20 protein-coding genes are annotated in these 25,279 nt (G+C 57.5%); 17 read left to right on the top strand and 3 right to left on the bottom strand.

The window, feature by feature from the left end; translation table 11 throughout:
* The first annotated feature begins 11 nt into the window (after positions 1 to 11).
* The 4 genes from addB (at position 12) to JD108_RS18935 (ending at position 9,713) form a co-directional block, all read left to right on the top strand.
* A complete protein-coding gene (addB, locus tag JD108_RS18950; protein ID WP_198827510.1) occupies positions 12 to 3,533 on the top strand; it encodes a helicase-exonuclease AddAB subunit AddB in 3,522 nt (1,173 codons plus the stop codon).
* Positions 3,499 to 7,326, top strand: coding sequence for a helicase-exonuclease AddAB subunit AddA (gene addA / locus JD108_RS18945; RefSeq protein ID WP_198827509.1), 3,828 nt, complete (start codon positions 3,499 to 3,501; stop codon positions 7,324 to 7,326). The genes addB and addA overlap by 35 nt, the downstream gene beginning before the upstream one ends.
* A 37-nt stretch (positions 7,327 to 7,363) precedes the next feature.
* Positions 7,364 to 8,314, top strand: a complete 951-nt coding sequence (locus tag JD108_RS18940) for a carbon-nitrogen hydrolase family protein (protein WP_198827508.1) — start codon at positions 7,364 to 7,366, stop codon at positions 8,312 to 8,314.
* A gap of 94 nt (positions 8,315 to 8,408) precedes the next feature.
* Positions 8,409 to 9,713 (top strand): IS91 family transposase, encoded by a 1,305-nt coding sequence (locus tag JD108_RS18935; protein ID WP_198827003.1) that lies wholly within the window; start codon positions 8,409 to 8,411, stop codon positions 9,711 to 9,713.
* A 417-nt stretch (positions 9,714 to 10,130) separates the two neighbouring features.
* Here the strand turns inward: JD108_RS18935 and JD108_RS18930 are convergent, their stop codons facing one another.
* Both JD108_RS18930 and JD108_RS18925 read right to left on the bottom strand, forming a co-directional pair.
* The gene (locus tag JD108_RS18930; RefSeq protein ID WP_198827507.1) at positions 10,131 to 10,808 is read right to left on the bottom strand and encodes an MBL fold metallo-hydrolase; all 678 of its coding nucleotides are present in this window, start codon (positions 10,806 to 10,808) and stop codon (positions 10,131 to 10,133) included.
* Positions 10,805 to 11,446 (bottom strand): TetR/AcrR family transcriptional regulator, encoded by a 642-nt coding sequence (locus JD108_RS18925; RefSeq protein ID WP_198827506.1) that lies wholly within the window; start codon positions 11,444 to 11,446, stop codon positions 10,805 to 10,807. Before JD108_RS18925 ends, JD108_RS18930 begins: the two co-directional genes overlap by 4 nt.
* 235 nt (positions 11,447 to 11,681) lie before the next feature.
* Between JD108_RS18925 and JD108_RS18920 the strand changes: the two genes are divergently transcribed.
* The 8 genes from JD108_RS18920 to JD108_RS18885 all read left to right on the top strand — a co-directional run bounded on the left by JD108_RS18920 (position 11,682) and on the right by JD108_RS18885 (position 18,488).
* The gene (locus JD108_RS18920; RefSeq protein ID WP_198827505.1) at positions 11,682 to 12,005 is read left to right on the top strand and encodes a thioredoxin family protein; all 324 of its coding nucleotides are present in this window, start codon (positions 11,682 to 11,684) and stop codon (positions 12,003 to 12,005) included.
* Positions 12,006 to 12,215: 210 nt separating this feature from the next.
* Positions 12,216 to 13,667 (top strand): nicotinate phosphoribosyltransferase, encoded by a 1,452-nt coding sequence (locus JD108_RS18915; protein WP_198827504.1) that lies wholly within the window; start codon positions 12,216 to 12,218, stop codon positions 13,665 to 13,667.
* A 440-nt stretch (positions 13,668 to 14,107) separates the two neighbouring features.
* Positions 14,108 to 15,025 (top strand): homoserine O-acetyltransferase MetA, encoded by a 918-nt coding sequence (metA, locus tag JD108_RS18910; RefSeq protein WP_198827503.1) that lies wholly within the window; start codon positions 14,108 to 14,110, stop codon positions 15,023 to 15,025.
* 124 nt (positions 15,026 to 15,149) lie between these two features.
* Positions 15,150 to 15,488, top strand: a complete 339-nt coding sequence (locus JD108_RS18905) for a DsrE family protein (protein ID WP_198827502.1) — start codon at positions 15,150 to 15,152, stop codon at positions 15,486 to 15,488.
* A gap of 13 nt (positions 15,489 to 15,501) precedes the next feature.
* On the top strand, positions 15,502 to 16,386 hold the full coding sequence (locus JD108_RS18900; RefSeq protein ID WP_198827501.1) for a LysR family transcriptional regulator: 885 nt from the start codon (positions 15,502 to 15,504) through the stop codon (positions 16,384 to 16,386).
* A gap of 99 nt (positions 16,387 to 16,485) precedes the next feature.
* Positions 16,486 to 16,878 (top strand): CidA/LrgA family protein, encoded by a 393-nt coding sequence (locus JD108_RS18895; RefSeq protein WP_198827500.1) that lies wholly within the window; start codon positions 16,486 to 16,488, stop codon positions 16,876 to 16,878.
* Complete coding sequence (locus JD108_RS18890; protein ID WP_198827499.1) at positions 16,856 to 17,551, top strand: LrgB family protein; 696 nt, start codon at positions 16,856 to 16,858, stop codon at positions 17,549 to 17,551. The genes JD108_RS18895 and JD108_RS18890 overlap by 23 nt, the downstream gene beginning before the upstream one ends.
* Before the next feature lie 103 nt (positions 17,552 to 17,654).
* On the top strand, positions 17,655 to 18,488 hold the full coding sequence (locus JD108_RS18885) for a protein-glutamine gamma-glutamyltransferase (RefSeq protein WP_198827498.1): 834 nt from the start codon (positions 17,655 to 17,657) through the stop codon (positions 18,486 to 18,488).
* Positions 18,489 to 18,575: 87 nt separating this feature from the next.
* On the opposite strand, the gene solA is transcribed toward JD108_RS18885, so the two are convergent.
* Positions 18,576 to 19,724, bottom strand: coding sequence for an N-methyl-L-tryptophan oxidase (gene solA / locus JD108_RS18880; protein ID WP_198830183.1), 1,149 nt, complete (start codon positions 19,722 to 19,724; stop codon positions 18,576 to 18,578).
* Between the two features lie 202 nt (positions 19,725 to 19,926).
* Here solA and JD108_RS18875 point away from each other — a divergent pair, with 202 nt between their 5' ends.
* The 5 genes from JD108_RS18875 to motB all read left to right on the top strand — a co-directional run bounded on the left by JD108_RS18875 (position 19,927) and on the right by motB (position 25,220).
* Positions 19,927 to 21,654, top strand: coding sequence for a methyl-accepting chemotaxis protein (locus JD108_RS18875; protein WP_198827497.1), 1,728 nt, complete (start codon positions 19,927 to 19,929; stop codon positions 21,652 to 21,654).
* A gap of 200 nt (positions 21,655 to 21,854) precedes the next feature.
* Positions 21,855 to 22,637 (top strand): IucA/IucC family C-terminal-domain containing protein, encoded by a 783-nt coding sequence (locus tag JD108_RS18870; RefSeq protein ID WP_198827496.1) that lies wholly within the window; start codon positions 21,855 to 21,857, stop codon positions 22,635 to 22,637.
* Between the two features lie 123 nt (positions 22,638 to 22,760).
* Positions 22,761 to 23,492, top strand: a complete 732-nt coding sequence (locus JD108_RS18865; RefSeq protein ID WP_198827495.1) for a ZIP family metal transporter — start codon at positions 22,761 to 22,763, stop codon at positions 23,490 to 23,492.
* A 113-nt stretch (positions 23,493 to 23,605) separates the two neighbouring features.
* On the top strand, positions 23,606 to 24,409 hold the full coding sequence (gene motA, locus JD108_RS18860) for a flagellar motor stator protein MotA (protein WP_198827494.1): 804 nt from the start codon (positions 23,606 to 23,608) through the stop codon (positions 24,407 to 24,409).
* Positions 24,402 to 25,220 (top strand): flagellar motor protein MotB, encoded by an 819-nt coding sequence (gene motB / locus JD108_RS18855; RefSeq protein WP_198827493.1) that lies wholly within the window; start codon positions 24,402 to 24,404, stop codon positions 25,218 to 25,220. The genes motA and motB overlap by 8 nt, the downstream gene beginning before the upstream one ends.
* Positions 25,221 to 25,279: the final 59 nt, after the last annotated feature.

The following is a 25,279-nucleotide window of genomic DNA, read 5'->3' as shown; positions in this document are numbered from 1 at the left end:
GGAGGGTGCCCATGGCCGTACAATTCGTCCTGGGACGGGCCGGAACTGGAAAGACACAGACCATACTGAGGCAGATGGAAGCCCGATTGAAGGAATCGGCGCTGGGATCGCCGATGATCCTGCTCGTGCCGGAGCAGGCCAGCTTTCAGGCGGAGTACGCGCTCGCCACCATCCCCGGGCTCGGCGGCGTGATCGGGACACAGGTGCTCAGCTTTGGCAGGCTGGCGCATCGGCTGCTTCAGGAATGGGGCGATGTGACGCTGGTCCCTGTGGATGATCTCGGCAAACAGATGGTGCTCCGGCTGATACTGGAGCGCTATCGCGAGGATCTGCAGGTGTTTGGGCGGGCGGCGCAGCAGCCGGGCTTCACCTCGCAGCTGGGGCGGCTGATCAGCGAGTGCAAGTCTTACGGCGTCAGCTTTGCCCATACGGAAAATCTCGACTGGGGCAGCGGGACGCTGAATCAAAAAATACATGATCTGCGGCTGGTCATGAACGCCTATGAGGCCCATCTGGCACAGGGCTACTGGGATGCGGATGATATCCTGAACCGCGTCGCGGTGATGATCAAGGATTCCGCCTACATCAGGCAGGCGGAGGTCTTCATCGACGGATTCAGCGGCTTTACCAACCAGGAGCTGCGCGTCATCGAGCAGGTCATGATGCATGCGAAGCAGGTGACGATCGCCCTCTGCATGGATTCGGCAGAGCGGGACGACTCGCCGGATGAGCTGGGGCTGTTTCACCCGACGCTGCGCACCTATCAGACGTTGCAGAGACTGGCCAGGGAGGCAGGCGTGCCTGTCGTAAGTCCGATCCTGCTGACGGAGACGAGACGATTTGCGGAAAGTCCCTGGCTGCGTCAGATAGAGCAGCGGTACTTTGCCTGGGACGACCCGGGGACGCCGCCGGCCCCTGCCCGGGCGGACGAGGTGCACCTCGTGTCGGCGGTCAATCGGCGGGCCGAGGTGGAAGCGGTGGCGCTGCAAATCCTCGAACTGGCCCGCAAGGAGGGCTATCGCTGGAGGGACATGGCGATTCTGCTGCGCGAGCCGGGCACGTATGCGGATGAGATCGCGACGGTATTTGCCGATTACAATATCCCCTTCTTTCTGGACCAGAAGCGCTCGGTGACGCATCATCCCCTGATGGAGCTGATCCGGTCGGCTCTGGAGGTGGTTGTGGGACGCTGGCGATACGATGCAGTGTTTCGCTGCCTGAAGACCGACTTGATCGCACCCGCCGGAGAGGAGGCAGACGATGCGGTGCGCGGCATGCGCCAGGATGTCGATCTCCTGGAAAATTACGTGCTCGCACACGGCGTATACGGCTCGTACTGGGCGAGCGAGGAGCCCTGGCGCTTTGGCGGAGAGACACGGGCCGCCGAGGATCAGGCCGTGGATCGCTTGCGCAGGGCGTACGCCGCTCCCCTGCTCCAATTGGAAGAGGAGCTGAAAGAGGCGCAAAAGGCCAATGTGCGCGAGATGACAACGGCCCTGTACCGCTTTTTGCTGCGCATCGGCGTGCCCGGCAAGCTGGAAGCCTGGCAGCGTCAGGCGGAAGGAGCGGGCGAGCTGGAAGAAGCCCAGATGCACGGACAGGTATGGAACGGCCTGATGAACCTGTTTGATCAGATCGTGGAAGTGATGGGCGAGGAGCAGATGGACCTCGCCACCTTCGCGGGTGTCTTGGACAGCGGTCTGGAGAGTATCGAGCTGGGATTGGTCCCCCCTGCGCTGGATCAGGTGCTGGTCGGATCGATGGAGCGCTCCCGCCAGCCCGATGTGCGCGCCCTGTTTCTCCTGGGCGTCAATGAAGGGGTGATCCCGCTGAAGCCGAAGGAAGACGGCGTGCTGGACGAGGCGGAGCGGGAAAGACTGGCGGAGCTGGGGATGGAACTGGCGCCGTCGGCCAAGCAGCGGCTGATGGCGGAGCCGTTTCTCCTGTATCAGGCGATGACCCGGCCGTCGGAGCGGCTCTACCTGAGCTGCGCCCTCGCCGATGAGGAGGGCAAGGCTCTCTTGCCTTCCTCCGTCTTCGTCCGAGTCCGGGAAGTGCTGCCGGAAGCCGTTCACCGGTTCTTTGCCAATGAACCGAGCGGCCGGGCCGAAGAGGATCTCTTTTTGCTGGGGACGCCTCGCCGGGTGTACCGCCATCTGCTCTCCCTGCTGCGGGGGATGAAAACGAGCGGGAATCTGCCGGTCTTCTGGTGGGAGGTCTACGACTGGTTTCTGAAGCACTCGGAAGAGGTGAGCCGGGAAAAATGGCTGCTCGGCGGGTTGCGCTACAGCAACCGGGTACAGCGGCTGGACGAGGGGACGAGCCGGACATTGTACGGCCGGGAGCTGAAGATGAGCGTCTCCCGGCTGGAGCGCTTCCAGACCTGTCCGTTTTCGCATTTCTCCTCCCACGGGCTGCGCCTGAAGGAGAGGCAGCAGTATAAGCTGGAGCGCTTTGACGTCGGCGAATTATTCCATGCCTCGCTGAAGCGGGCCGTGGAAAAGATGAACGAGGAACAGCTGGAGTGGGGGCGTCTGACCGAGGAAAACAGCATGCAGCTCGCGCAGGAAGTCGTGGACGAGCTGGTTCCCGCCACGCGCAGCAGCATTCTGACCCGGACGGCCCGCTACCGCTTTCTGTCCGGCAAGCTGAAACGAGCCGTCGGGCGGGCGATCTACGTCCTCGGAGAGCATGCCAAGCGAAGCCGTTTTGCCCCAGTGGGTCTGGAGGTGTCGTTTGGTCCGGGTGGAGACTTGCCCGGTCTCGGGCTGCGCCTGCCGAGCGGCGTCGAGGTGCAGCTCGTCGGAAGGATCGATCGGGTGGATCAGTCATTGGACGGGGACGTGCCGTATTTGCGCGTCATCGACTATAAATCCAGCCCCAAGCAGCTCGTGCTCTCCGACGTGTACAACGGATTGAATCTGCAGCTGTTGGTCTATCTGGATGTCGTCGTGACCCATGCAGAGGAGTGGCTCGGACAAAAGGCGGAAATGGCCGGGGTCTTTTACTACCAGGTGGCCGATCCGTTTGTGACGGCGAAGCGTCTGTTGACCAGCGAGGAAGCGGCCAAGGAGAGGGCAAAGCGGCTGCGGATGAAAGGCTTGATGCTGGCCGAACCGGAGCTGGCCAAAATGATGGACGCCCAGGTGGAGCAGGGTGCATCGGAGCTGGTGCCGTTTGAACTGAAAAAGGACGGCACGCTGTCGTCCCGTTCCTCTGTCGCGACGGTGGAACAATTCCAGGCTCTGCAACAGTTCGTGCGCCGCACGGTAGAGGAGCTGAGCACCCGGATGACGGACGGAGACATCGAGATTTCCCCGTATGTCAGCGGAACGCTGATCGCCTGTGAGCATTGTTCCTACAAACCGGTCTGTCACTACGATCCGGAGGGGGATGCCAATCAGCAGCGGCAGCTTCCCAAGTGGAGCAACAAGGAGATTTGGGACAGGCTGCAGCATGGGGCCGGAGAAGGAATGCACGAGGAAGGAGGGGGACTCGATGACGGAAGCGCAAAGCGCGATGGCGAAGCCTGATCATTGGACAGAGGAGCAGTGGCAGGCCATTACCGGGCGGGGGTGCAATCTGCTGGTAGCGGCGGCTGCGGGCTCGGGGAAAACATCGGTGCTGGTCGAGCGGATCATTCGGCGGATCATGGACGAGCAAGAGCCGGTGGGGGTCGATCAGTTGCTGGTCGTGACGTTTACCAATGCGGCGGCGGCGGAAATGCGCCACCGGATCAGCGATGCCCTGCGGAAGGCGCTGAAGGAAAAGCCGAACTCCGCTCATCTGCGGCGGCAGCTCGCTCTCCTGCAGCGCGCCTCGATTACGACCCTTCACTCGTTTTGCCTGGGGCTGCTGCGGCAGTATTACTACCAGGTGGAACTGGACCCGGATTTCCGCATCGCGGACCAGATGGAGGGCGAATTGCTCCGCCAGGACATCCTGGAGGAACTGATGGAGTCGTGGTATGAAGGCGACCCCGACTTTCAACGACTGGCCGACATCATGCTGGACGGACAGGACGATCAAATGCTGGCGGCCCTGTTGCTCCGCCTGTATGAGTTTTCCCGCAGCCATCCCGATCCGCAGGGGTGGCTTGCGGAAGCGGCCGCCATGTTCGAGGCGGCAGAGACGCAAAATATCGACGGCTTGAAATGGACCCGGAGCATTCTCGGCTCGCTCGCGCTGGAGCTGCAGGCGCTCGAGGGGAAAGTGAAGCGGGCTGTTCAGCTGGCTTCCTCGCCGGAAGGTCCGCAAGCCTATTTGCCTCTGTTGGAAGCGGAGCGGACGGGGATTGCACAGGCGGTCAACGCTTGCCGCCAAGGCTGGGAGGCGGTGGAGCAGGCGGTTCGCGGCATTTCCTTTGGCCGTCTGCCAGCCGTGAAGGAAGCCGATCCGTCTCTAAAGGAGCAGGTGCAGTCGCTGCGCAATGAGGTGAAAAAAGCTCTCGCAGAGATGATCGAGCAGCATTTTTCCACGCCGGTTGCGCAGTATCTCGCCGATCTTGGCAATCTGGCTCCTTCCATGAAGACGCTGGCCCGGCTGGTCGGTGAGTTCGACGCGGCCTTCAGCCGGGAAAAGCGGGCCCGCGCCATGGTCGATTTCGGCGATTTGGAGCATTTGGCGCTGCGGATTTTAACCGATGACGGGCTCATGCCGTCTCCTGTCGCCCGGCAGCTGCAGGATCAGTTTGCCGAGGTGCTGGTCGACGAATACCAGGACATCAATCTGGTGCAGGAGACGATCTTGCGCATGGTTTCCCGCGAGGCGGACGTGCACGGTGCGGCCAACCGCTTCATGGTCGGGGACGTCAAGCAGAGCATCTACCGCTTCCGCTTGGCAGAACCGAATCTCTTTTTGGACAAGTACATCAGCTACTCGCTCGGCGAAACGATCCCGGAAACGGCGCCGGGCAGACGAATCGATCTGGCGGCCAACTTCCGCAGCCGGCGGGAAGTGGTGGACGCGGTCAATTTCCTGTTCAGACAGATCATGTCCCCCGGCGTCGGGGAAATCGACTACGACCGTTCGGCGGAGCTGATCTGCCGCGCCTCCTACCCGGATATGGAAGAGGGCCGACGGGATGTGGAGATGCATCTGATCGACCGAAGCACACCGGAGGAGGCCGATGCGAAAGCGCCGGCGTACGGCGAGGGCAACGATGAGGGAGGCGCTCCCGCCGAGGCGGGGCCGGCGGGCGAGGCTGCGTCAGTGGAAGAAGCCAGTGCGGCCCAGATGGAGGCGCGCCTGATCGCAGGCCGCATCCGCCGGTGGATGGAGCCGGGCGCCGGCGAGCCGCCGCTGCTCGTCTTCGATAAAAAAGAAGGCGGCTTGCGTCCGCTCGCCTATCGGGACATCGTCATTCTGCTACGCGCCACCTCCACCTGGGGCCAGGTGATGATGGAAGAGCTGCGGGCAGCGGGCATTCCCGTCTACGCGGAACAGGGCGAAGGCTACTTCAGCGCGACCGAGGTAGAGATCATGCTCTCGCTTCTCAGGGTGATCGACAATCCGCATCAGGATATCCCGCTGGCAGCGGTGCTTCGCTCGCCGATTGTCGGCCTTACGGAGCCGGATCTGGCCCAGATTCGGATCGCTTATCCGTCCCTTCCCTTTTATCAGGCGGTCCATCAGTACGCGGCGGAAAAGGCGGGAGAGGCATCGTGGGAAAAGCGTCTGCGCGGGTTTTTCGGCAGGCTGGAGGAGTGGCGGACGAAGGCGAGAAGAGCATCTCTGGCCGAGCTGATCGCCACTCTCTACCGCGAGACGGGTTACCTCGACTACGTGGCCGCCCTGCCGGGGGGACAGCAGCGGCAGGCCAATCTGCGCATCCTGTACGACCGGGCGCGGCAGTACGAAGCGGGCTCTTACCGGGGACTGTTTCGGTTTCTCCGCTTTGTCGATCGGCTCCGCGAGGCGGGAAATGATTTGGGCGAAGCGCGCACCGTCGGAGAGAACGAAGATGTCGTGCGGATCATGACGATCCACAAGAGCAAGGGACTGGAATTTCCCGTGGTCTTTGTCGCCGGACTGGGCAAACAGTTCAATACGATGGACATGAAAAGTCATTTCCTGCTCCACAAGGATCTCGGTTTCGGTCCGATGGCGGTGGAGCCTCGCTTGCAAGTTCGTTATCCCAGCCTGGCCGCGATGGGCATCAGGCAGCAGCTCCGGCGGGAGATGCTGGCCGAAGAGATGCGGGTGCTGTACGTCGCGCTGACGCGGGCCCGGGAGAAGCTGGTATTGGTCGGGACGGCCAAGGACTTGAGCAAAAGCATCACTGCCTGGGGAAGCCAGGGCGCGGGAGAGAGACTTCTCGACGAGGATCTGATCCAGGCCAAAGGCTATCTCGATTGGGTCGGACGGGCGCTGCTCCGCCATCCGCTCGCCTCCCCTTTGCGGCTCTATCCGTTGGAGCGGGGAAGCGGCGAGCAGGTCACGGTGCAGACGGTCCCGGATGATTCCCGCTGGACGTTTTCGTTCTATCGCGCGGATGAGCTGAGACAAGAGGCCGAAGCACTGTCGGCTGAGCAGGAGGTCTGGGAGCGGCTGACCCGGCGCGAAGCCATTGCGGACAGACCGGCCGATCCGCAGCTGGCGGAAGAGATCGGCCGGCGGCTGGGCTGGCGGTATCCGCAGCCGGCATCCTCGCGGGTCATGACCAAATGGACGGTGAGCGAGCTGAAGCGGCGGGAACAGACCGCCGCCCGCGGCTATCCGCTGCGTTTGCCGACGATCGTGGAGAAGCCGCGCTTTTTAAGCGAGGACGGTCCGGCCACGCTCTCTGCAGCGGAACGGGGTACCGTGGTGCACCTGATCATGCAGAACATCGACCTGGCCAGGCCGTTAGACGAGCAGGATATCCGCGAGCAAATCGCTTCGCTGGTGGCCCGTCGTTTTCTCACCGAGGAGCAGGCGGAAGCGGTCGACAGCATGCAAATCATCCGTTTCTTCGCTTCTCCGCTGGGAGAGAGAATGAAGCGGGCGCGGGTCGTCCACCGGGAATTGCCCTTTACGCTGGCTCTGCCAGCCTCTGCCGTGGAACCGGCGATGGGCGAGGCCGATGCTGAGCAAATCATCGTTCAGGGCGTTATCGATTGTTTGCTGGAGGAGGATAACGGTCGGCTGACGCTGCTCGACTTTAAAACCGACAGAATCGGTTCAGAGCCGTCCGAATGGGTCATCGCCGAGATGATCAAGCGATACGGTGAGCAAATCCGCCTCTATCAGCAGGCAATCGAGAGAATCGTCGGCAAAACGGTGACAGAAAGCTATCTGTACCTCTTAGCCGGAGGTTTTGCGATTCCGATTGAGTCAGATCTGTAAAAGGCAGTGGAATAACCAGGAAATGGGGAAGGTATTCATGGGACGTATCGAAAAGCAAGTGCGAGTGGCTGTTGTGCAAGCAGCTCCGGTCATCATGAATCTGGATCAGACGCTGGAAAAAGTGCGCACATGGACCGCGGAGGCAGCTTCGCAGGGGGCGAGGCTGGTCCTCTTTCCGGAGGCCTATGTCTCCGCGTATCCGCGCGGACTGTCTTTTGGAACAAAGGTAGGGAGCCGCTCTCCAAAGGGGCGGGAGGATTGGTACCGGTACTATGAAAGCTCAATCGAAGTGCCCGGCAGGGAAACGGAGATCCTGGGCGAGATCGCCAAGGAATACGCTCTCTATCTGGTCATCGGCGTGATCGAAAAAGAGCGCTCCGGCACGCTGTACTGCACCGTGCTTCACTTTGGCCCGGACGGCGCTCTCCTCGGAAAACATCGGAAACTGAAACCGACCGCCGCCGAGCGGGTCATCTGGGGGGAGGGCGACGGCAGCACACTGCCGGTCTTTGATACGCCCTACGGAAAAATGGGCAGTCTGATCTGCTGGGAGAATTATATGCCGCTGGCCAGGCTGGCCTTGTATGACCAGGGAGTCGAACTGTACCTGGCTCCGACAGCCGATTCGCGCGACGGCTGGCAGGCGACGATTCGCCACATCGCGCTGGAAGGACGCTGCTTCGTCCTGTCCTGCAACCAGTACGTGACCAAAGCGATGTATCCGACAGACCTGGCTTGCTACGACGAACTGGAAAGCGAGCCGGAGGTCATGTGCCGGGGCGGCAGCGCCATCGTCGGCCCGCTGGGCGAGTATGTCGTGGAGCCGGTCTACGGACGCGAGGACATCCTGCTCGCCGATCTCGACCTGACGCAGATCGTGAAAAGCCGCCTTGATTTTGACGTCATGGGTCACTACGCCCGGCCAGACGTGTTTCAGGTCGAGGTAAACCGGAAAGAGAAGAGAAATATAAATTGGGAGGAAAAGTAGGGGCCAGTGGCCGCTGCTTTTCTTTTTTTATAATATCGGAAAGTATATAATTTTAGGGCGTGAGCCCCTTTATTTGTTTTGGTAAAATTAAGATATGGAGACGAACATTCTTAAACAAATTTTTATGGAACACTGGCAACCTTTTGTAAAAAAGTATGACAAGCGAATTCGACCTTCGGTTCTGAAGGAAGTCGAGAAGTTTTTGAACTGCGGTGACCCGAAGAAAGGGTTTAAGCTGCTAGTTTGTGAGGGTTGCCACAAAACGAAAAGAATTCCTTTCCGTTGCAAAGGACGATTTTGTACAACCTGCTCTTGCGGTGAAACCGAAGAATGGAGCCGAATCATGAGCGAAGAGGTGTTACAAGTAAATCATCGTCATGTCATTTTTACAATTGACGAAGGATTACGGGATATTTTTCGAAGGCATCGTGCGATGCTAAAAGAATTTATGGATGAAGCGGTTCGAGTAGTTCAAAAATGGTTTGAAGAGAAATTGAAAGTTACCCCAGGAATTATTGCTGGATTACATACATTTGGCTCGCGTTTAAACTTTAACCCCCATGTACACATGCTAGTTACCATGGGTGGAATGAAGAAAAATGGGGAATGGAAAACCTACGATTACATTCCTTTTGAGATGTTACGAAAGCAATGGCAAACCGTTGTACTTAAACTCATTCGCAGATCATTGAACGCAAAAGACTTAAAACAAGTTCAGCCATTACTTCAAAAAGCCTATTCCGCAAATGGAGAAGGCTTTTATGTGCATGCCCCAAAACAGAAAGGTAATGTGAAAGTTCAAATTGGTTACATCGGTCGATATTTTCGTCGACCAGCTATTGGTCTAAATCGTATTGAGCAGTACGATGGAAATACCGTAACCTTCCGATACCATGACAAAACAAATGGACAAGAAAAGCGCGAAACAGTAAGTGTTGAGGAATTTATCGGACGTCTTATTAGCCATATACCTGATGGGCAGTTTAAAATGATACGGCATTATGGGATCTACGCAAGAAGAAGTAAAAAAATTGCTAAACAAAAGATATCTATTTGGCAACAAGAGATGCAAAGAAAAATTGTTCAAATTAAACGGTACCTGACGCGTAGGAAGTGGAATCAACGGATAAAGGATCAAACGGGAAAAGACCCACTCGTCTGCTCTCGCTGTCAGTGTTACTATGAATACAAGGGAGAAGTCTGCCTAAAAGATGGAACCCTTGTTATTAAGCATGCTCTTTGTCGTCAATCACGAGCGTGTCTGGAAGGGATGATTGAAGATCTCACAGGTGTCAAAAAAGAAAAAGGCAAAGAAAAATCGCAAAGCACTCCTGGAAAGTTTCCGAAGGAAACAAGAGAGGAACGAGGTCGTCAAATATGTTTGTTTAATGTGTCATGAGACAGAGGAAATTCCATTAAGCGTAGTTCGCGATTTCGATGCGATGGATGATGGCGACCCGACTGTTCCACCTCAATTTGGATGTGAGTATTGCGGAAATCCTATGTACCCTGAGTATTATAAAGGCTTGCATGGATATGAATACAAACTTTCGGATATCCTCTAACGCCAAAAGGCCCGGAGCTTCTCTCCGGGTTTTCTTACTGTATCAGATAGTGTAAGCTCCCAGATCTTCTTCCTGATACAGCAAGAATAACCAACCGCTAAATCGCGCTCGCTCCCCTTGAATCGACCTCGATAGAGGTTTTCTTACGGCAGCCGCGAAGGGCGAAGCGAAGCCAGATGCTGCCAAGTGCCACACCGCCTCATATTTAAAGTGTACGGACGTCTGTCACAGATGAGCAAACGCCTCTCTTCTCAACGTTTGGCTGCGAATTTCTGCAGATACGCCTCCAGCTGATCGGCCGGATTCAGCACGGGCCCGCCGTGGCAGACTTCCAGCCGTTTTGGCTGGATGTCCCGCAAGAGGAGACTGCTTCGAACCGCTTCCTCCATGTCAGCGGTAAACATCGGCATCGGCCTGTGCAGGTTCCCTCTCTTCGAAGTAAACAGATCGCCGGCCAGCAAGACCTGATCCGCTTCATGATAGTAAACGACATGCCCCGGCGAATGACCGGGAGTAAAATAGGGCGTAAGGCTGGCCACCTTTGCCAGCTTTCCGTGTTCGTCTTGCAAAAGCGGCTTCGCGAGACCGGGTGCCACATTTTGCTCCAGCTTTTTCCGGCGGGGATAGAGAGTCTGTCCCTCCATATAGGGAATTTCCGCCTCGTGCGCGTAGACGGGTACGCCGGGGTAGCGCTCCAGAAGCGATGGGAGCGAACCCGTGTGATCGGAGTGTCCGTGTGTGAGCACGATTTGCCGAAGCGGGCCGGCCCCCAGGCTGTCAATCGTTTTGGCCGCCCCCTTTGCCATGAACGGCATGCCGGCATCGACCAGGGTAATCCCCTCCTCGTCGGCCACCAGCCAGATGCGCACGGGAATCAGCATCCACGATTGGATACTCCAGATGTGCTCCGAGATTTTTTCCACTTTCATTTGCTTCCATCTCCCTCTTGTGCTATTTGTTTGCAGCCGGCCAGCGAGACGCGCAAAGCCAACTCAAAGGTAGGACCGACTCTCTCGATCAGCTGTTCATAAGGCTCTTCTGTCTCCGCGTAGGTCCCGATGATGCCATGCAGGGTAAAGAAATAAACGCGTGCAAAGGCCCAGGCCTGCTCCTCCGTCAGGGGGGCGGGGAGGGCAGCGATGACGGCCTCTTTCAACAGGCCAAACATCTCATTGCGCAATTTTTGCAGCTCCATGGCGGGCTCCTTCTCGTCCACGCGGGAGGACTTTGTCATAAAAAAGAGAGCGTACATGCTTCGATTCTTCAGGCAAAAGCGCAGAAATGACCAGCTGGTGGAGAAAAGTTTTTCGTCGACCGGCAGGGATGGATCCTGCAGGCAGGCCTGCATCTCGGCAAACAGGTCTTGCAGAGGGGCCATGGAGAGCTGGTGAAGCAGCGCCTCCTTATCTTTAAAGTAGATGTAGATCGTCGTGTGGGAGCAGCCGGCGGCTTTGGCGATCTCCCGCATCGTGACCGCATCGTAGCCCCGCTCCCGAAAAAGCTGGCCGGCTGCCTGCAAAATGGAATGTTTCGTCTCTTCCGAGCGCTGCTCTTGTTTTCTTGCCATGGCAAGCACCCCTTTCTTTTGCTGAAACAATTTATAACCAATGGTTACTGACCATTGGTTATAAAGTAACCGATGGTTATCTATTTTGTCAAGGGATCATTTTTCGCATGTACCGCAGGATAGCGGCGTATCAGCTTTGGCGGGAAAGTGTCAGCCAGAGGCCGGGCGGGTCGCGCAGCGGTGCGGTAATCTGTTACGATAGAAATAAGTGACCTGGAAAAAGGAAGTTGGATCCATGAAACAATATGAAAATCCAAGCGATGTGCACGAGTTGATCGCTTCCAAGGAGCTTGTGCTCGTTTTTATCAAGACGAGTCAGTGCGGCGTGTGCGATGCCGTTTTGGACAAGACGAAGCAACTGCTGACGCACTACCCCGAAGTGAATGGCTGTCTCGTATCCATGGAGACCTCGCCGGCGATCGCCGCCGAATTTCTCGTCTTTGCCGCACCGACGCTGCTGCTGTTCGCGGATGGCCGGGAAGTCTACCGGCAGTCGCGCTTTATCCAATTCGCCCAGTGGGAGAAGCAGCTCCAAGGGTGGACGGAGTCGCTCCGGTAGAGGGCGAAAGCGGACTGTGCCGCCGGGAACGGAACAGAGCTGTGCCGTAAGGAGCGGAATAGAGCTGAGTCGCCGGGACCGGAACAGAACTGTTCCGTCGGGACCGGAACAGAGTGCGCCGCACCGGGAGCGCAATAGGGCGCGAACGAAACAAGCCGCGCCGCAATGAGAACGCAACAGGCGGTCGATTTTAACAGGAGGCGAAGCACCATGCTTTCACCAGGATTGGCTCTTCATACAGACAAGTATCAAATCAATATGATGTACGCCCATTGGTTGCATGGCACGCACAACCGAAAGGCGGTGTTTGAGGCGTTTTTTCGCAAGCTCCCCTTTGGCAATGGCTACGCGGTGTTTGCCGGGCTGGAGCGAATCGTCAAGTACGTGGAGGATCTCCGTTTTGAGGAAAGCGATCTCGCCTATTTGCGGGAACAGGAGGAAAACTACGATCCCGGCTTTCTGGAGGAGCTGAGACAGTTTCGCTTCTCTGGTTCGCTCTACTCCGTCCGCGAAGGGTCGCTGGTTTTTCCCGGCGAGCCGCTGGTTCGCGTGGAGAGCCGCATCTTTGAGGCGCAGCTGATCGAAACCGCCCTGCTCAATTTTTTGAACTACCAGACCCTCATCGCGACCAAGGCTTCCCGCATCCGGCAGGTGGCCAAAGGCGACGCCCTGATGGAATTCGGCATCCGCCGCGCGCAGGAGGCAGACGCAGCCCTCTGGGGGACGCGTGCCGTCTACCTGGCCGGGTTTGACTCCACGTCCAATATGCTGGCGGGAAAGCTGTTTGGCATCCCGACGGAGGGGACCCATGCCCATTCTTGGGTGCAGTCCCACGAAAGCGAAGAGGAAGCCTTTCGCCGCTATGCGACCGCGCTGCCCGATCAAGTGACCCTGCTCGTAGACACTTATGACACGCTGGGGAGCGGCGTGCCGCATGCGATTCAGATCGGGCTGGCGATGAAGCGGCAGGGAAAAAGCCTGAGAGCCGTCCGGCTGGACAGCGGCGACATCGCCTACCTGTCGATCAAGACGCGCGAAATGCTGGATCAGGCAGGACTGACCGAGGTGAAGATCGTGGCCTCCAATGATCTGGACGAGCATACGATTCTAAGCCTGAAGGTGCAGGGAGCCCGCGTCGATGCCTGGGGGGTGGGGACCCAGCTGATCACGGCGGCCGATCAGCCGACACTCGGCGGCGTGTACAAGCTGGTGGCGAGGGAAGGGGAGGACGGCGCGTATGTGCCGACGATCAAAATCTCCGCCAACCCGGAAAAGGTGACCATCCCCGGGGCCAAGGACATCTACCGCCTGATCGACAAACAGACGGGGAAAGCCATCGCCGACTACCTCTGCTATCCGGATGAGCGGGACATTCAGGAGCGGGCCGCCATCAAGCTGTTTCACCCCAATCATCCCTACATCAGCAAGCAGTTGGACAAGTACGAGGCCGAGCCGCTGCTGGTCCCGGTATTTGCCGAGGGAAAACGGGTCTATGACCTGCCCGATTTGGAGGAGATCCGGCGCTATCACCGCGAGCAGCTTTGCCTGTTTTGGCCGGAGTATCTTCGCATGCATAATCCGGAGCATTACCGGGTCCATCTCAGTGAGCAGGTCTGGAAGACCAGGGCCAGTCTGATGCAGCGGTATCTGGATAAAACATAGGCCAGGTTAGCAGAAAGCATTCATAACAAAAACACATGGGAACGGAGCCGTGCCGAGAAGAAGCATCTCCCCCTCTTCGGCTCCAGGCTCCGCCCCCTGAGAAGTGTGCACGGTCCGCTCCGGGGCGAGCGGCCATGGGGGATACAGGGGCGAGGCCCTTGGGATGACCTCGGAGCAGCGCTGCTTTTGCGCAACCCCGAGGGCTGCTGGGTAGCGGACTGTGCTTCCATTCTCGCGGGGCGGAAACCGGAGCTGAGCCAGGGAAACATGATTCTTCTCCCTACGGCCCGGATCATAGACATTTCTGTTTTTTTTATACAAGAATAGAGACAGAACATTTCGAAACCGGTAAAATAAATGCAGGAATGAAGAGTAGACTTGTCGAATTTGTCGGGTTATTCACTGCGACAACGTTGTAAAGGATGGAAGGGGGAGAAACCATGCCGATTAAACTGCCTGATGAATTGCCGGCAACGGAGATACTGGAGAAGGAAAATATTTTTGTCATGAAGGAGAGCCGGGCGTTTACCCAAGACATCCGCCCGCTTCGCATCGTGATCCTCAATTTGATGCCGGTCAAGCAGACGACCGAGACGCAGCTGCTCCGACTGATCGGGAATACCCCGCTGCAGGTAGAGGCTGTTCTGATGTACCCGTGCAGCCATACTTCCAAAAATACGCCGGAAGAGCATCTGATCACCTTTTACAAGACGTTCGAGGAGATCCGGCACGAGAAGTTTGACGGGATGATCATCACCGGCGCCCCTGTCGAGCAGATCGACTTCGAGGAGGTCAACTACTGGCCGGAGCTGCAGCAGATACTGGATTGGAAGTTGACCAATGTCACGTCGACTCTGCACATCTGCTGGGGGGCGCAAGCGGGGCTGTACCATCACTTTGGCGTGCCCAAGCATCCGCTTCCCGAGAAGCTGTTCGGCGTGTTCAAGCACACGCTGAACAAGCAGAATGTGAAGCTGTTCCGCGGTTTTGACAACGAGTTCGACATCCCGCACTCCCGCCATACGGAGAACCGGCGTGAGGACATCGAAAAGGTGCCGGAGCTGGAGATTCTCTCGGAATCGGAGGAAGCGGGCGTCTACATCGTGGCGACAAAGGATGGGCGGCAGATTTTCGTCACCGGCCACTCCGAATACGACCCCTGCACGCTCAAGGAAGAGTATGAGCGGGACCTCCGCAGAGGGCTGGAGATCCAGGTGCCGAAAAACTACTTCCCGGGAGATGACCCGAGCCAGCCGCCAGTGGTCAGATGGCGGGCGCATTCCAACCTGCTTTTCTCCAACTGGCTGAACTACTACGTCTACCAGGAAACGCCCTATGATTGGAACGCAATCAAATAGACAGAGAAAGAACGCCACCCGATGCGCCGGGTGGCTTTTTTTGGAAAGATCTCACCCCGTCCGGCATAAAAAGAACCGCTTTTGTGGTAAGCTGGAAGAGAATCGCAAGCAAGGAGGAGCCGAAATGAAAAACAAAGTAATTTTGATTGCTTCCGACCAATTTGGAAAAGGAGAGCCGGAACTGGGAGCGGCCGTGTTGGAGAATTTTCTCGTCCAACTGAAGCAGGCCGAGCAAAAGCCCGTGGCCATTTTCTGCATGAATCGGGGCGTCTACACGCTGACCGATCACTCGCTCTCTCATCTCCACTTAAAGGAGCTGGAGGAACAGGGGGTTCCTGTCTTTGGTTGCAAAACCTGTGTGGAGCATTACGGGCTGGTCGATGAACTGAAAGCGGGAAAAATTGCGGGATTGAATCACTTTATGGAGCTGGCCGGTCAGCACGAAGTATTCACCATCTCCTGATCGGAGAGCACTTATGGATATCAGACAGCTTCAATATTTTGCCGAAGTGGCAAAGCAACGCAGTTTTACCCGTGCAGCCGAGGTGCTGCACGTCTCTCAGCCGTCCATCAGCAAGATGATCAAAAGCCTGGAAACGGAACTGGGCGTGGTGCTCCTCGACCGCAGCGAGCGCAAAATCGAATTGACCGATGCCGGCCACCTGGTCTACGAACACGCCCAGCGCATCCTCCAGCTGGTCGGCGATCTAACCAGCTCCGTCGAGGAGTTGCTGCAGGTGGAGCGGGGCTTCATCCGTCTGGGCCTGCTCCCGACAGTGGGGGCCTTTTTGCTGCCGGCTGCCATCGCCCGCTTCAAACAGCGGTACCCGCAGATCGAGCTGGAGATGCGGGAGTACAGTGCCAAACCGCTGGAGGTACAGGTGGAGCAAGGCCATATCGATATCGGCTTGACCGTGCTCCCGGTGAATGAGGAGCGCTTCGAAGCGATCCCGCTTCGCGCCGAGGAGCTGGTCGCCATCGTCTATCCCGGACATGAGCTGTTCGGCCGGGAAAGCGTCAATCTCACGGACCTGAGAGACGAGTCGTTCGTCCTGTTTACAGAAGAGTACGCCATGCATGACGTCGTCCGCCAAGCCTGCCTGCAAGCGGGCTTTGAGCCGAAGGTCGCCTACATGAGTTCGCTGTGGGATTTTGTCGGCGAAATGGTGGCGGCGCGGATGGGCATCTCGCTAGTCCCCCGCTCGGTGGCGGAGCGTCTGCACCGGGGAAAATTGCATATCGTCCCGCTGTCCTGGCCGCCGATTGACTGGACCTACGCGCTGATCTGCCGCAAGGATCGCTACCTCTCCCATGCAGCCCGGGCATTCATCGGCTTTGTGCGGGATCACGTTGTTCCATAGCTTTTTTGCATAGAAATGATGACAGATATGTATTGTACGAATGAGAGGGAGACCGCTTAGAATGGTGCTAACAAAAAGCAGGCACCGGGGGTGGTCTCTTTGAAAAAATGGCTCAGGGCTTTGTCGCAAATCGTGATCCTCTTCGCATTTGCCTGGCTGGGAAAAGGGGCAGCCGCCCTCTTCCAGCTGCATATACCTGGCAGCCTGATCGGTTTGGGACTGTTGTTTACGGCCCTGCAATCCGGCTTGATCCGATTGAGCTGGGTGGAGAGCGGAGCGGCTCTCTTGCTCTCCGAAATGATCCTGTTCTTTATCCCTTCGATCGCGGGAATCGTGCAATACCCGTGGATGCTGGGCATTAAGGGACTGCTGGTACTTGCGGTCGTCATCAGCGGGACAGCGCTCGTCATGATCGCGACCGGTGTCCTGGCGGAGCGGATCTACCGCTGGAGCGGGGTGAGAGAGCCGCGTGATTCTGTGGAAAATCTCTAGTCTCGCGATTACCGTGGCCTTGTATGCGGCAGCCAAGCGCATCCATGCGAAAAAGCCGGGTCTGCTTCGTTCACCGGCGATACTGGCGCCGCTCGGCATCGTGCTGCTCACTCTGGTTTTTCAGATGCCTTTTGATGCATACAAGGCGTCCACCTCATCGCTGACGGGCATGCTGGATGTCGTCACCGTCGCCTTTGCGATTCCGCTCTACCGCAATTGGCCCATTCTGGCGGCCAACTGGCGATTGATCGTGGGGAGCCTGGCCCTCGGCTCGTTGACCGCCGTTCTCGCCGGTGTCGTCGGCACCGTTTTCCTCGGGTTGGGGGCGGAGGCGGCCATCAGTGTGATCCCGCGGTCCATCACGATGCCGGTGGCGGTCAATTTGTCGTCCGCGCTGGGCGGAACTCCCGAGCTGACGGCGGCGTTTGTCATGCTGACCAGCTTTGCGGGCGTTTTCCTGGGGCCTCGCATCATCAAAAGGATGCGGCTTCGCCATCCGCTGGCGATCGGATTGATGTACGGGATGGGCGCCCATGCGCTGGGAATGGTCAAAGCCTTTGAACAGGGCGATCTGGAGGGCGGCAGTGCGACGCTGGCCGTCATCGCCGGTGCGCTGATCACGGTCGTCTGGGCGTATCTGTTTTTTCCGGCTGTCCAATCGTGGCTGATGTAGACGCTCCCTCTCGTCCCCTGGCTGCGCCGATGCGATCGCAGTGCTATTCTCCCCGGGCAGGCATAAAGTGTAAGGATGCTTCGATGAAGGGGAGATGAACAGCATGATCAGGATCGCGGGAATGCCAGCCGACCCGGCGTCATTGGCCCGTGAATGGCAAGTCAACCACGTTCAGCAAGAAATTTTGCAAAGAATGGCCCGCGGACCGGAAGTGTTCGATTATCCGGCGGCCGATTTTTTGCGGTTTGAGCTGAGGCTGCGCGGTCAGATTGTCATCTCTGCGCAGCAGCTTTACCGCAGCGGCCTCGCTTTTGCCACCTTTGAAGAGACGCGATGCCATCTGACCTATTGGGAACGCACCGATTTTGGAGGATGTCAGCTGCGTCCGCAGGTGCCGCCTTCCGTCGCGATCGAAGATATTTTTCGCAATGGGCGCTCCTACGCGCTGGAATGCGCGACCGCGATGGTGATCATCCTCTATCACGCGGTCATGCAGACCATTCGCCGCTCTGATTTCGACCGGATGTTCCAGAATCTGCTGCTCTACGATTGGCGGTATGACCCTGATTTGCAGCTCACGACCGCGCCGACACAGACGTTTTTGCCGGGTGACATTTTATATTTCGACAATCCGGACCATCTGCCGGAGACGCCCGAATGGCAGGGGGAGAATGCGGTCTTTCTCGGAAATGGGCTGTATTACGGGCATGGCGTCGGAATCCATGATGCAGAAGGGATCATTCGCCACTTGAATGACAGGCGCAGGCCGGGTGCACTGAGGACCGCCCACCTGCTCAACCAGGCGACGAGGCCGGGCTTTGGCTACTTGGCCCAGTTCGAAGATCCGTCCGCCCATGCGCGTCTGATCGGCGGAGCGGGGCCGGCGTATGAGGAGTTGATCCGCGCCGAGATCGGGCTCATGGCGTGGGAAGGTTAATAGAAAAAAACAGGCCGGGAGAGAGGCGAGTCTCCCGGCCTGTTTTTGCTGGGCGAAGCGTTTTGCCTGTCGGCGATCTACATCCCTCTATCCCTGAGCCTCTCTCTGCCAGCGGTTGATGGCAAAGGGGGAGAGATTGTGCACAGACGCGCCGTGCAGCAGCAGCTGGCTGGCCGCTTCTCCGACCGCGCTGGCAAATTTAAAGCCATGTCCGGAGAAACCGGCGGCGATGACGATATGGCGGTATGCCGGATGCTGGTCGATGATGAAATCCTCATCCGGCGTAAAGGTGTACAAGCATACCCGTCCTTGGCGAAGCGGACCTGCGGCACGCGGCATGAAGCGCTCTAAAAATGAGCGGGTGTCCGCCTCATCCGCCGGGTCTGTGCCAAAGGTGCGGTCCAGCTCGTCCGGATGCACGGGCAGTCCGCCGTCGTGACGCCCGATTTTTACCCCGGCCCAGGCAATGCTGGGGAAACCGTAATAGGCGGCGTCAGGCAGTTGGAAAATGAAGGCGGGAAAACGCCCCTCCCGGTAAAGCTCCTCGTCGGCATCGTACCAGGAGACCGTCTTGCGCGTAGGCGTGAGCGGCAGGGACAGGCCGAGGGGAGAGAGCAGATCCGGGTTCCATGCGCCTGCACTGACCAACAGCTTGTCGCAGCTGTAGGCTCCCTGCCCGGTTACGACGACGGCTCCGTCCGGCCGCGCCTGAATCTCTTTCACCCGTTCGTATGTGAGCAGCTCCGCGCCGTGCCGGAGGGCTAGCCGGCGATAGGCGCGGATGCATTCCTCGCTGTACAGCACGCCTGAAGTCGGCTCGAAGCAGCCGATAAAATCATCCGGGACCTGGATCCCCGGCCAGCGTCTGCTCAACTCATCGGCAGCAAGCACCTCCATCGGCAGCGAGAAGCGCTCGGCACTCTGGCGAACCTGCTGGATGAAAGGGATAGGCGCCGGGCCAGCATTCAGCACGCCTGTCTGCACGAACAGGGTTTGGCCGCTCTCTTCCTCCAGCTCTCTCCACAATTCCTTGGCCCGGATCGTCAGCGGGACATACCGCTCGCCCTCGCCATAGGCGTGTCTGATAATGCGCGTGTCGCCGTGGTGGCTGCCCAGCTGATGGGGCGGATCGGAAGCGTCGATCAGCAAGGTGGCGATTCCTTGTTTGGCCAAATAGTAGCCGGCCGCCATGCCCATGGAGCCCGCGCCGACGATGATCGCATCGTAATGTTTCACAGTCATTTTCTCCCCTCTCCTCTCTTGGGTGGAAACAGCGATCCTCTTCTTCGGATTGTCTTTGCATATGAGTCTATGGCTATTATCGTACAGACACAGGGAGAGGTCGAGATGACTTTTTTGGCGGAAGGAGAGCGCAGCGTTTAACCGGAGAAAAAAGCGGGAACAGGTTAGGAGAAAGATAGAAAAGTGGGTGGTCATTATGAAAATTTCAATCGGAAAAAAATTGTTGGGTGCCTTTTCCGTCTTACTGATCATCATGGTGCTATCCGGAGCGATGGCAGTGTTAAAAATGTACCAGCTGAATGAGAAGGTCTCCGAATTTACCAGCAGCTGGCTCCCCGGACTGGAAGCCATCATGCAGATAAACACCGAATTGCAAACCATCTACGCCTACGATCAAAGCCTCTATTCGACCGTAGATAAAGCTGAAAAAGAGGGAATAATCAAACAGATCGATGAGCACTTTGCCATGATCGATCAAAAAATAGCAATCTACGAGACTACCATTCAAAGCGAGGAAGAACGGCAAATCTTCCTGAAGCTGAAACGGACGCTGGCCGAATACAAGACGTTTAACACCCTGGCTGTCGAATCTGGGAGAAGAGTGGATGTCTCCACCCCGGCGACACCGGAGATCCTGCTCCAGTTGGAAGAGCTGAAGAAACAGTCGGATGTGCTGTTTGCTGAACGCAAGGAGTACGTCGACCAACTGATCCGGCTCAACAGCGAGGGCAGCCAAGAAGCGACGAGGGTGAGCAACCAGATCTATCAGGAAGGCATCCGCGACAACTTGATCCTCCTGGCGATCTCGCTTGCCGGCGGCATCGCGCTGGCAGTCCTGCTGACCCGAAACATCCGGACGCCGCTGAACAAATTGGTGGAAAATGTGAAAGAGGTAGCCGCCGGAAATCTGCGCGTAGAGCCGCTGCGAATCAAAAACCGCGATGAGCTGGCTGTCCTGACCGACTCTTTCAATGAAATGACCGGCAATCTGCAGATGTTGATACGCCAGGTGAGCACGACATCCGAGCAGGTGGCTTCGTCCGCTGAGGAGCTGACGGCGAGTGCCGACCAGACGAGCAAGGCGACGGAGCAGATTGCGGTCATCGTGCAGGAAGTGGCAGCCGGAACCGATCGCCAGGTCAAAAGCGTGGGTGACGGGGCGACGGCTGTCCGCGAGATGACCTCCAGCATCCAGCACATCGCCGTCAATGCGCAAAGCGCCTCCCAGACCGCCGTGCAGGTAGCCGACATCGCAGGTGAAGGCAATCAGGCCATCCAGGCGGCCGTCCGCCAGATGAATGCGATTCACGAATCGATCCGTGAACTGGCCGGCTCGGTGGAAGGTCTGGGCGCGCACTCGCAGGCGATCGGCCAAATTATCGAAGTGATCACCGGCATCGCCGAGCAGACCAATCTGCTTGCGCTCAATGCGGCGATTGAAGCGGCGCGCGCAGGCGAGCACGGACGGGGCTTTGCCGTCGTGGCGGATGAAGTGCGCAAGCTGGCCGAACAGTCATCAAAGTCCGCTTCCCAGATCGCCCAGCTGATCAAGACGATCCAGGAAGAGACGACGCGGGCTGTCGCGTCGATGGAGGCCGGCAATCGCGAAGTGCAGTCCGGCATCCAGGTGGTTCATCAGGCAGGGGATACCTTTGACCGAATCCAGATGTCGATCCGGAATGTAACCGAACAGATTCAAGATGTCTCCGCCTCCGCTCAGCAAGTGTCGGCCCATACCGACCAGGTCCTGGATGTCATGAATCTGATCTCCGAGGTATCCGGCACAGCGGCCGAAGGGACGCAAAGTGTTTCGGCCGCCACAGAGGAACAGCTGGCCTCCATGGAGGAGATCGCTTCTTCGGCTACGGCTCTGTCCAAGATGGCGGAGGAACTGCAGGTGACCGTCGCCAGGTTCAAGGTGTAGCACCTTCTCGGCACGCATGTGAAAACGTATACGATAAGACTGTGGGGCTGCTTTGCTCCGCAGTCTTTTTGCATGGGCGGGCACTTTCCTCTTTTTTTCAGAAAAACTTGTCAGGAAGGGGGAGAGCGGCATATAATAAGTGTGAGTGATAATGAAAATCATTGACGATGATTGGGCGCACGAAGGAAGGATGAGTGAGGATGGGTTCCGATTGGAATGCAGCGGTTCTGGAGCAGAAATATCGCATCTTGTTTGCAGATCGGACAGAGGCTCCGCTTGTGTTCCCGGCTGAAAATCTGCTGCGCAAAGAGACGAGCATGATCTTTCTGCGTCAGGTCGGCGAAGATATCGGCTCTCCTACCAGCATCGTGACCGCGTCCCTCTTTTTCAAGCGGTTCCTGGCGCTCGTCTGCGGTGCCCTGCACGCCATGTCCTGGGACTCCGTGGGGATCGATATCGCTCTCCCCAATGTCGTCCTGACGGCGGACAAGAGCTGGACGCTGCCCCGGTTTGTTCTCAGGGATGCGGGTGTGAGCAGGCCCCAGGAAGGGGAGCGTGCCCTGTGGAGAGAGCAGTACGTCCGGCAGATTTTTCAGGAAACCGTCAGTCCGCTCATCGCCGCTCTTTCGGCCGCAACCAAAGTTCGTGAGCAGATTCTCTGGTCGCATACGGCCTATCTGCTGCATTTTTACTACACCCGATGGCAGGAGGCGGCCCCGACCCTTCATTTGAAACGGCAGATGGCCGACGATTTCTTCTTTTTGACCAAAGTGGCCGACTCTTCCTTATTGGGAGGGGGAAAAGGCAGGCCGTTTGATACCAGCTATGCAGAAGTCCCTCACCCGTCCGGAAGCGGAGAGACGATCCACATCCGGCGCCAATGCTGTTATCAGTATCAGGTAAAGGGAGGGCGGTGCTGCTATACATGCCCGCTTCTGAGCGATTCCGAGCGTGCGGAAAGCATACGCATGCACGGTAGCTAATATACATAGTGCTGTCCGGGGACGGCGCTATTTTTTTTCCAAAGGCCTCCGTTTTTCTGCGCATGTTTTTTTTCATCCGTGTTATGATGTGGGATATCTGAGTTTCGCCCGGGAGGAATCATCGTGGAACAACTTATCGTGGGCAGCTTACTATCGGCATTGGCTACGGGAGTGGGTGCGCTTCCGATTCTCTTCTTCAAGCAGGTCACGCACAGGTGGCGCGACATTCTGCTCGCCTTTACGGCCGGGATCATGGTGGCCGCCTGCACCTTCAGCCTGATTCCGCAAGCGATGAAAAGCGACAGCCTGCTCGCCGTCTGTCTCGGTGTGCTGACTGGCACGGTGATGTTGACGCTGCTGGAGAGTATCATCCCGCATATCGATCTGGAGCACAGCCGCGCCAATATCTCGATGGATACCCAGTCGATGCTGATCCTCTCCGCGATTACCCTGCACAATATACCGGAGGGGCTTTCCGTTGGCGTCAGCTATTCGTCCGAGCATAGCGGGCTGGGCGGCTTGATCGCCTTTGCCATCGGCTTGCAAAACGCGCCCGAGGGTTTTCTCGTCGCCCTCTTCCTGATTAACCAGCGGGTCAGCCGCTTCAAGGCCTTCTTGCTCGCGACGCTGACCGGCTCTGTGGAGATCGTCGCTTCGCTGACGGGCTACTACCTGACCTCTTTTGTCGAGGGTCTGGTTCCCTACGGCCTGTCTTTCGCCGCAGGGGCGATGCTGTTTATCGTGTACAAGGAGCTGATTCCGGAGAGCCACGGGGACGGCCACGAACGCTCCGCCACCTTTTCCTTTATCATCGGTTTGCTCGCCATGATCTGTCTGATTACCTGGTTCGGCTGAGGTTTTCGCAAAAGTGTCCCGATTTTCCTCAACTTTCCCTCACAACCAAACGCAGAATTACCGAAACCATATATAGAGATATTTTTTGAACATGGTGGTTAGGGAGTGTCACAATGGAAAAATCGACCTTGATCGGGATTGTTTTAGGAATTCTAGCCGTAGTAGTCGGGATGGTGCTGAAGCATGCCAGCCTGACAGCCTTGCTTAACCCCGCAGCCTTCATGATCATTATCGTTGGTACGGTGGCCGCTCTTTTCAACGCCTTTCCGATGGGCGAAATCAAACGGATCCCGGCACTTTTCAAGATTTTGTTTACGGAACAAAAACTGCCGTCCAAAAGAGAACTGATCGACCAGTTTATGAACTGGGCGTCGATTGCGCGCCGCGAAGGTCTTTTGGCGCTGGAGAATACATCCGATGAGATTGAAGACCCGTTCCTGAGAAATGGCATGAAGATGATTATCGACGGCGGCGAGCCGGAGTTTGTCCGGGACGTGCTGAACGAGGAAATCTACGCGATCGAAGAGCGTCACCAGGCGGGAGCGCTCATCTTCAGCCAGGCGGGCAGCTACGCTCCGACGCTCGGGGTGCTCGGCGCGGTAGTCGGCTTGATCGCAGCGCTGGGGAACCTGAGCGACATTGACGCGTTGGGACTCTCCATCGCGGCCGCATTCGTGGCGACCCTGCTCGGTATCTTCACCGGGTACGTCCTGTGGCATCCATTTGCCACCAAGCTGAAGCGGAAGTCCAAGCTGGAAATTGAAATCAAAAAAATCATGGTAGAAGGCTTGCTTTCGATCCAGGCGGGCGTATCGCCGGCAGCGATCGAGCAAAAGCTCCTCGTCTATATCCCTTCGCAGGAACGCGCCGCGGCGAAGGAGGAGAAGAAGGAGGAGGAGGCCGCTGTAAATGGCTAAACGCTCAAAACGTCATGGCAATCACGAAGAGCATATGGATGAATCCTGGCTGATCCCTTACGCGGACCTGCTCACGCTTTTGCTCGCGCTCTTTATTGTGCTGTTTGCCTCGAGCAAGATGGACGCCAAGAAGTTCGACCAGATGGTTCGTTCTTTTGACGTGGCGTTAAACGGAGGGATCGGGGTGTTTAACCAGCCGAGTCCGGTGCCGCTGGACCCCTCCCTGCCGCAGCAGACGCTCCATATGGGCAAAGAAGACGATGATCGGGAATTGACAGAAGAGGAAAAGAAGCTGGAAGAGGCGTTCCGCAAAGAGACGGAAGATCTGAAGAAGCTGCAGGGACGGCTGGAAGAGTATATTGAGGCCAATAATCTGCAGGACAAGCTGCAGACACAGCTGACCGACGAGGGATTGCTGATCACCATCCTGGACAATGCCTTGTTCGACTCCGGCAGGGCGGACCTGAAGCCGGAAGCGCGCAAGCTGGCTGCGGAGATGGCCGCGATGCTGGTGCCCCATCCGAAAAAGGTAACGGTCACCGGCCATACGGACAATGTTCCGATCAACCGGCCCGACTTCCCGTCCAACTGGGATCTGAGCGTAAAGCGCTCGGTCAACTTCCTGAAAGTCCTGCTGGAGAACTCCCAATTGGACCCGGCCAAATTCAGCGCAACCGGGGTAGGCGAGTACCATCCGGTCGCATCTAACGCGACGCCGGAAGGCCGAGCCAAAAACCGCCGGGTGGAAGTCGCGATTCTGCGCGATCTGACAACCCCGCCCAAGGGTGTTTCGGCGGAGACGAAGCCGTAAAAAAAGAGCCGGATTGGTTCGCGGCATACAATCAAAAAAAAACAAGACAGTGCGAGTCT

It is taken from the genome of Brevibacillus composti (genome assembly GCF_016406105.1).
Taxonomy (GTDB): Bacteria; Bacillota; Bacilli; order Brevibacillales; family Brevibacillaceae; genus Brevibacillus; species Brevibacillus composti.
Note: the sequence above shows the minus strand (reverse complement) of the source record. Positions and strands in the feature narration are given on the sequence as shown.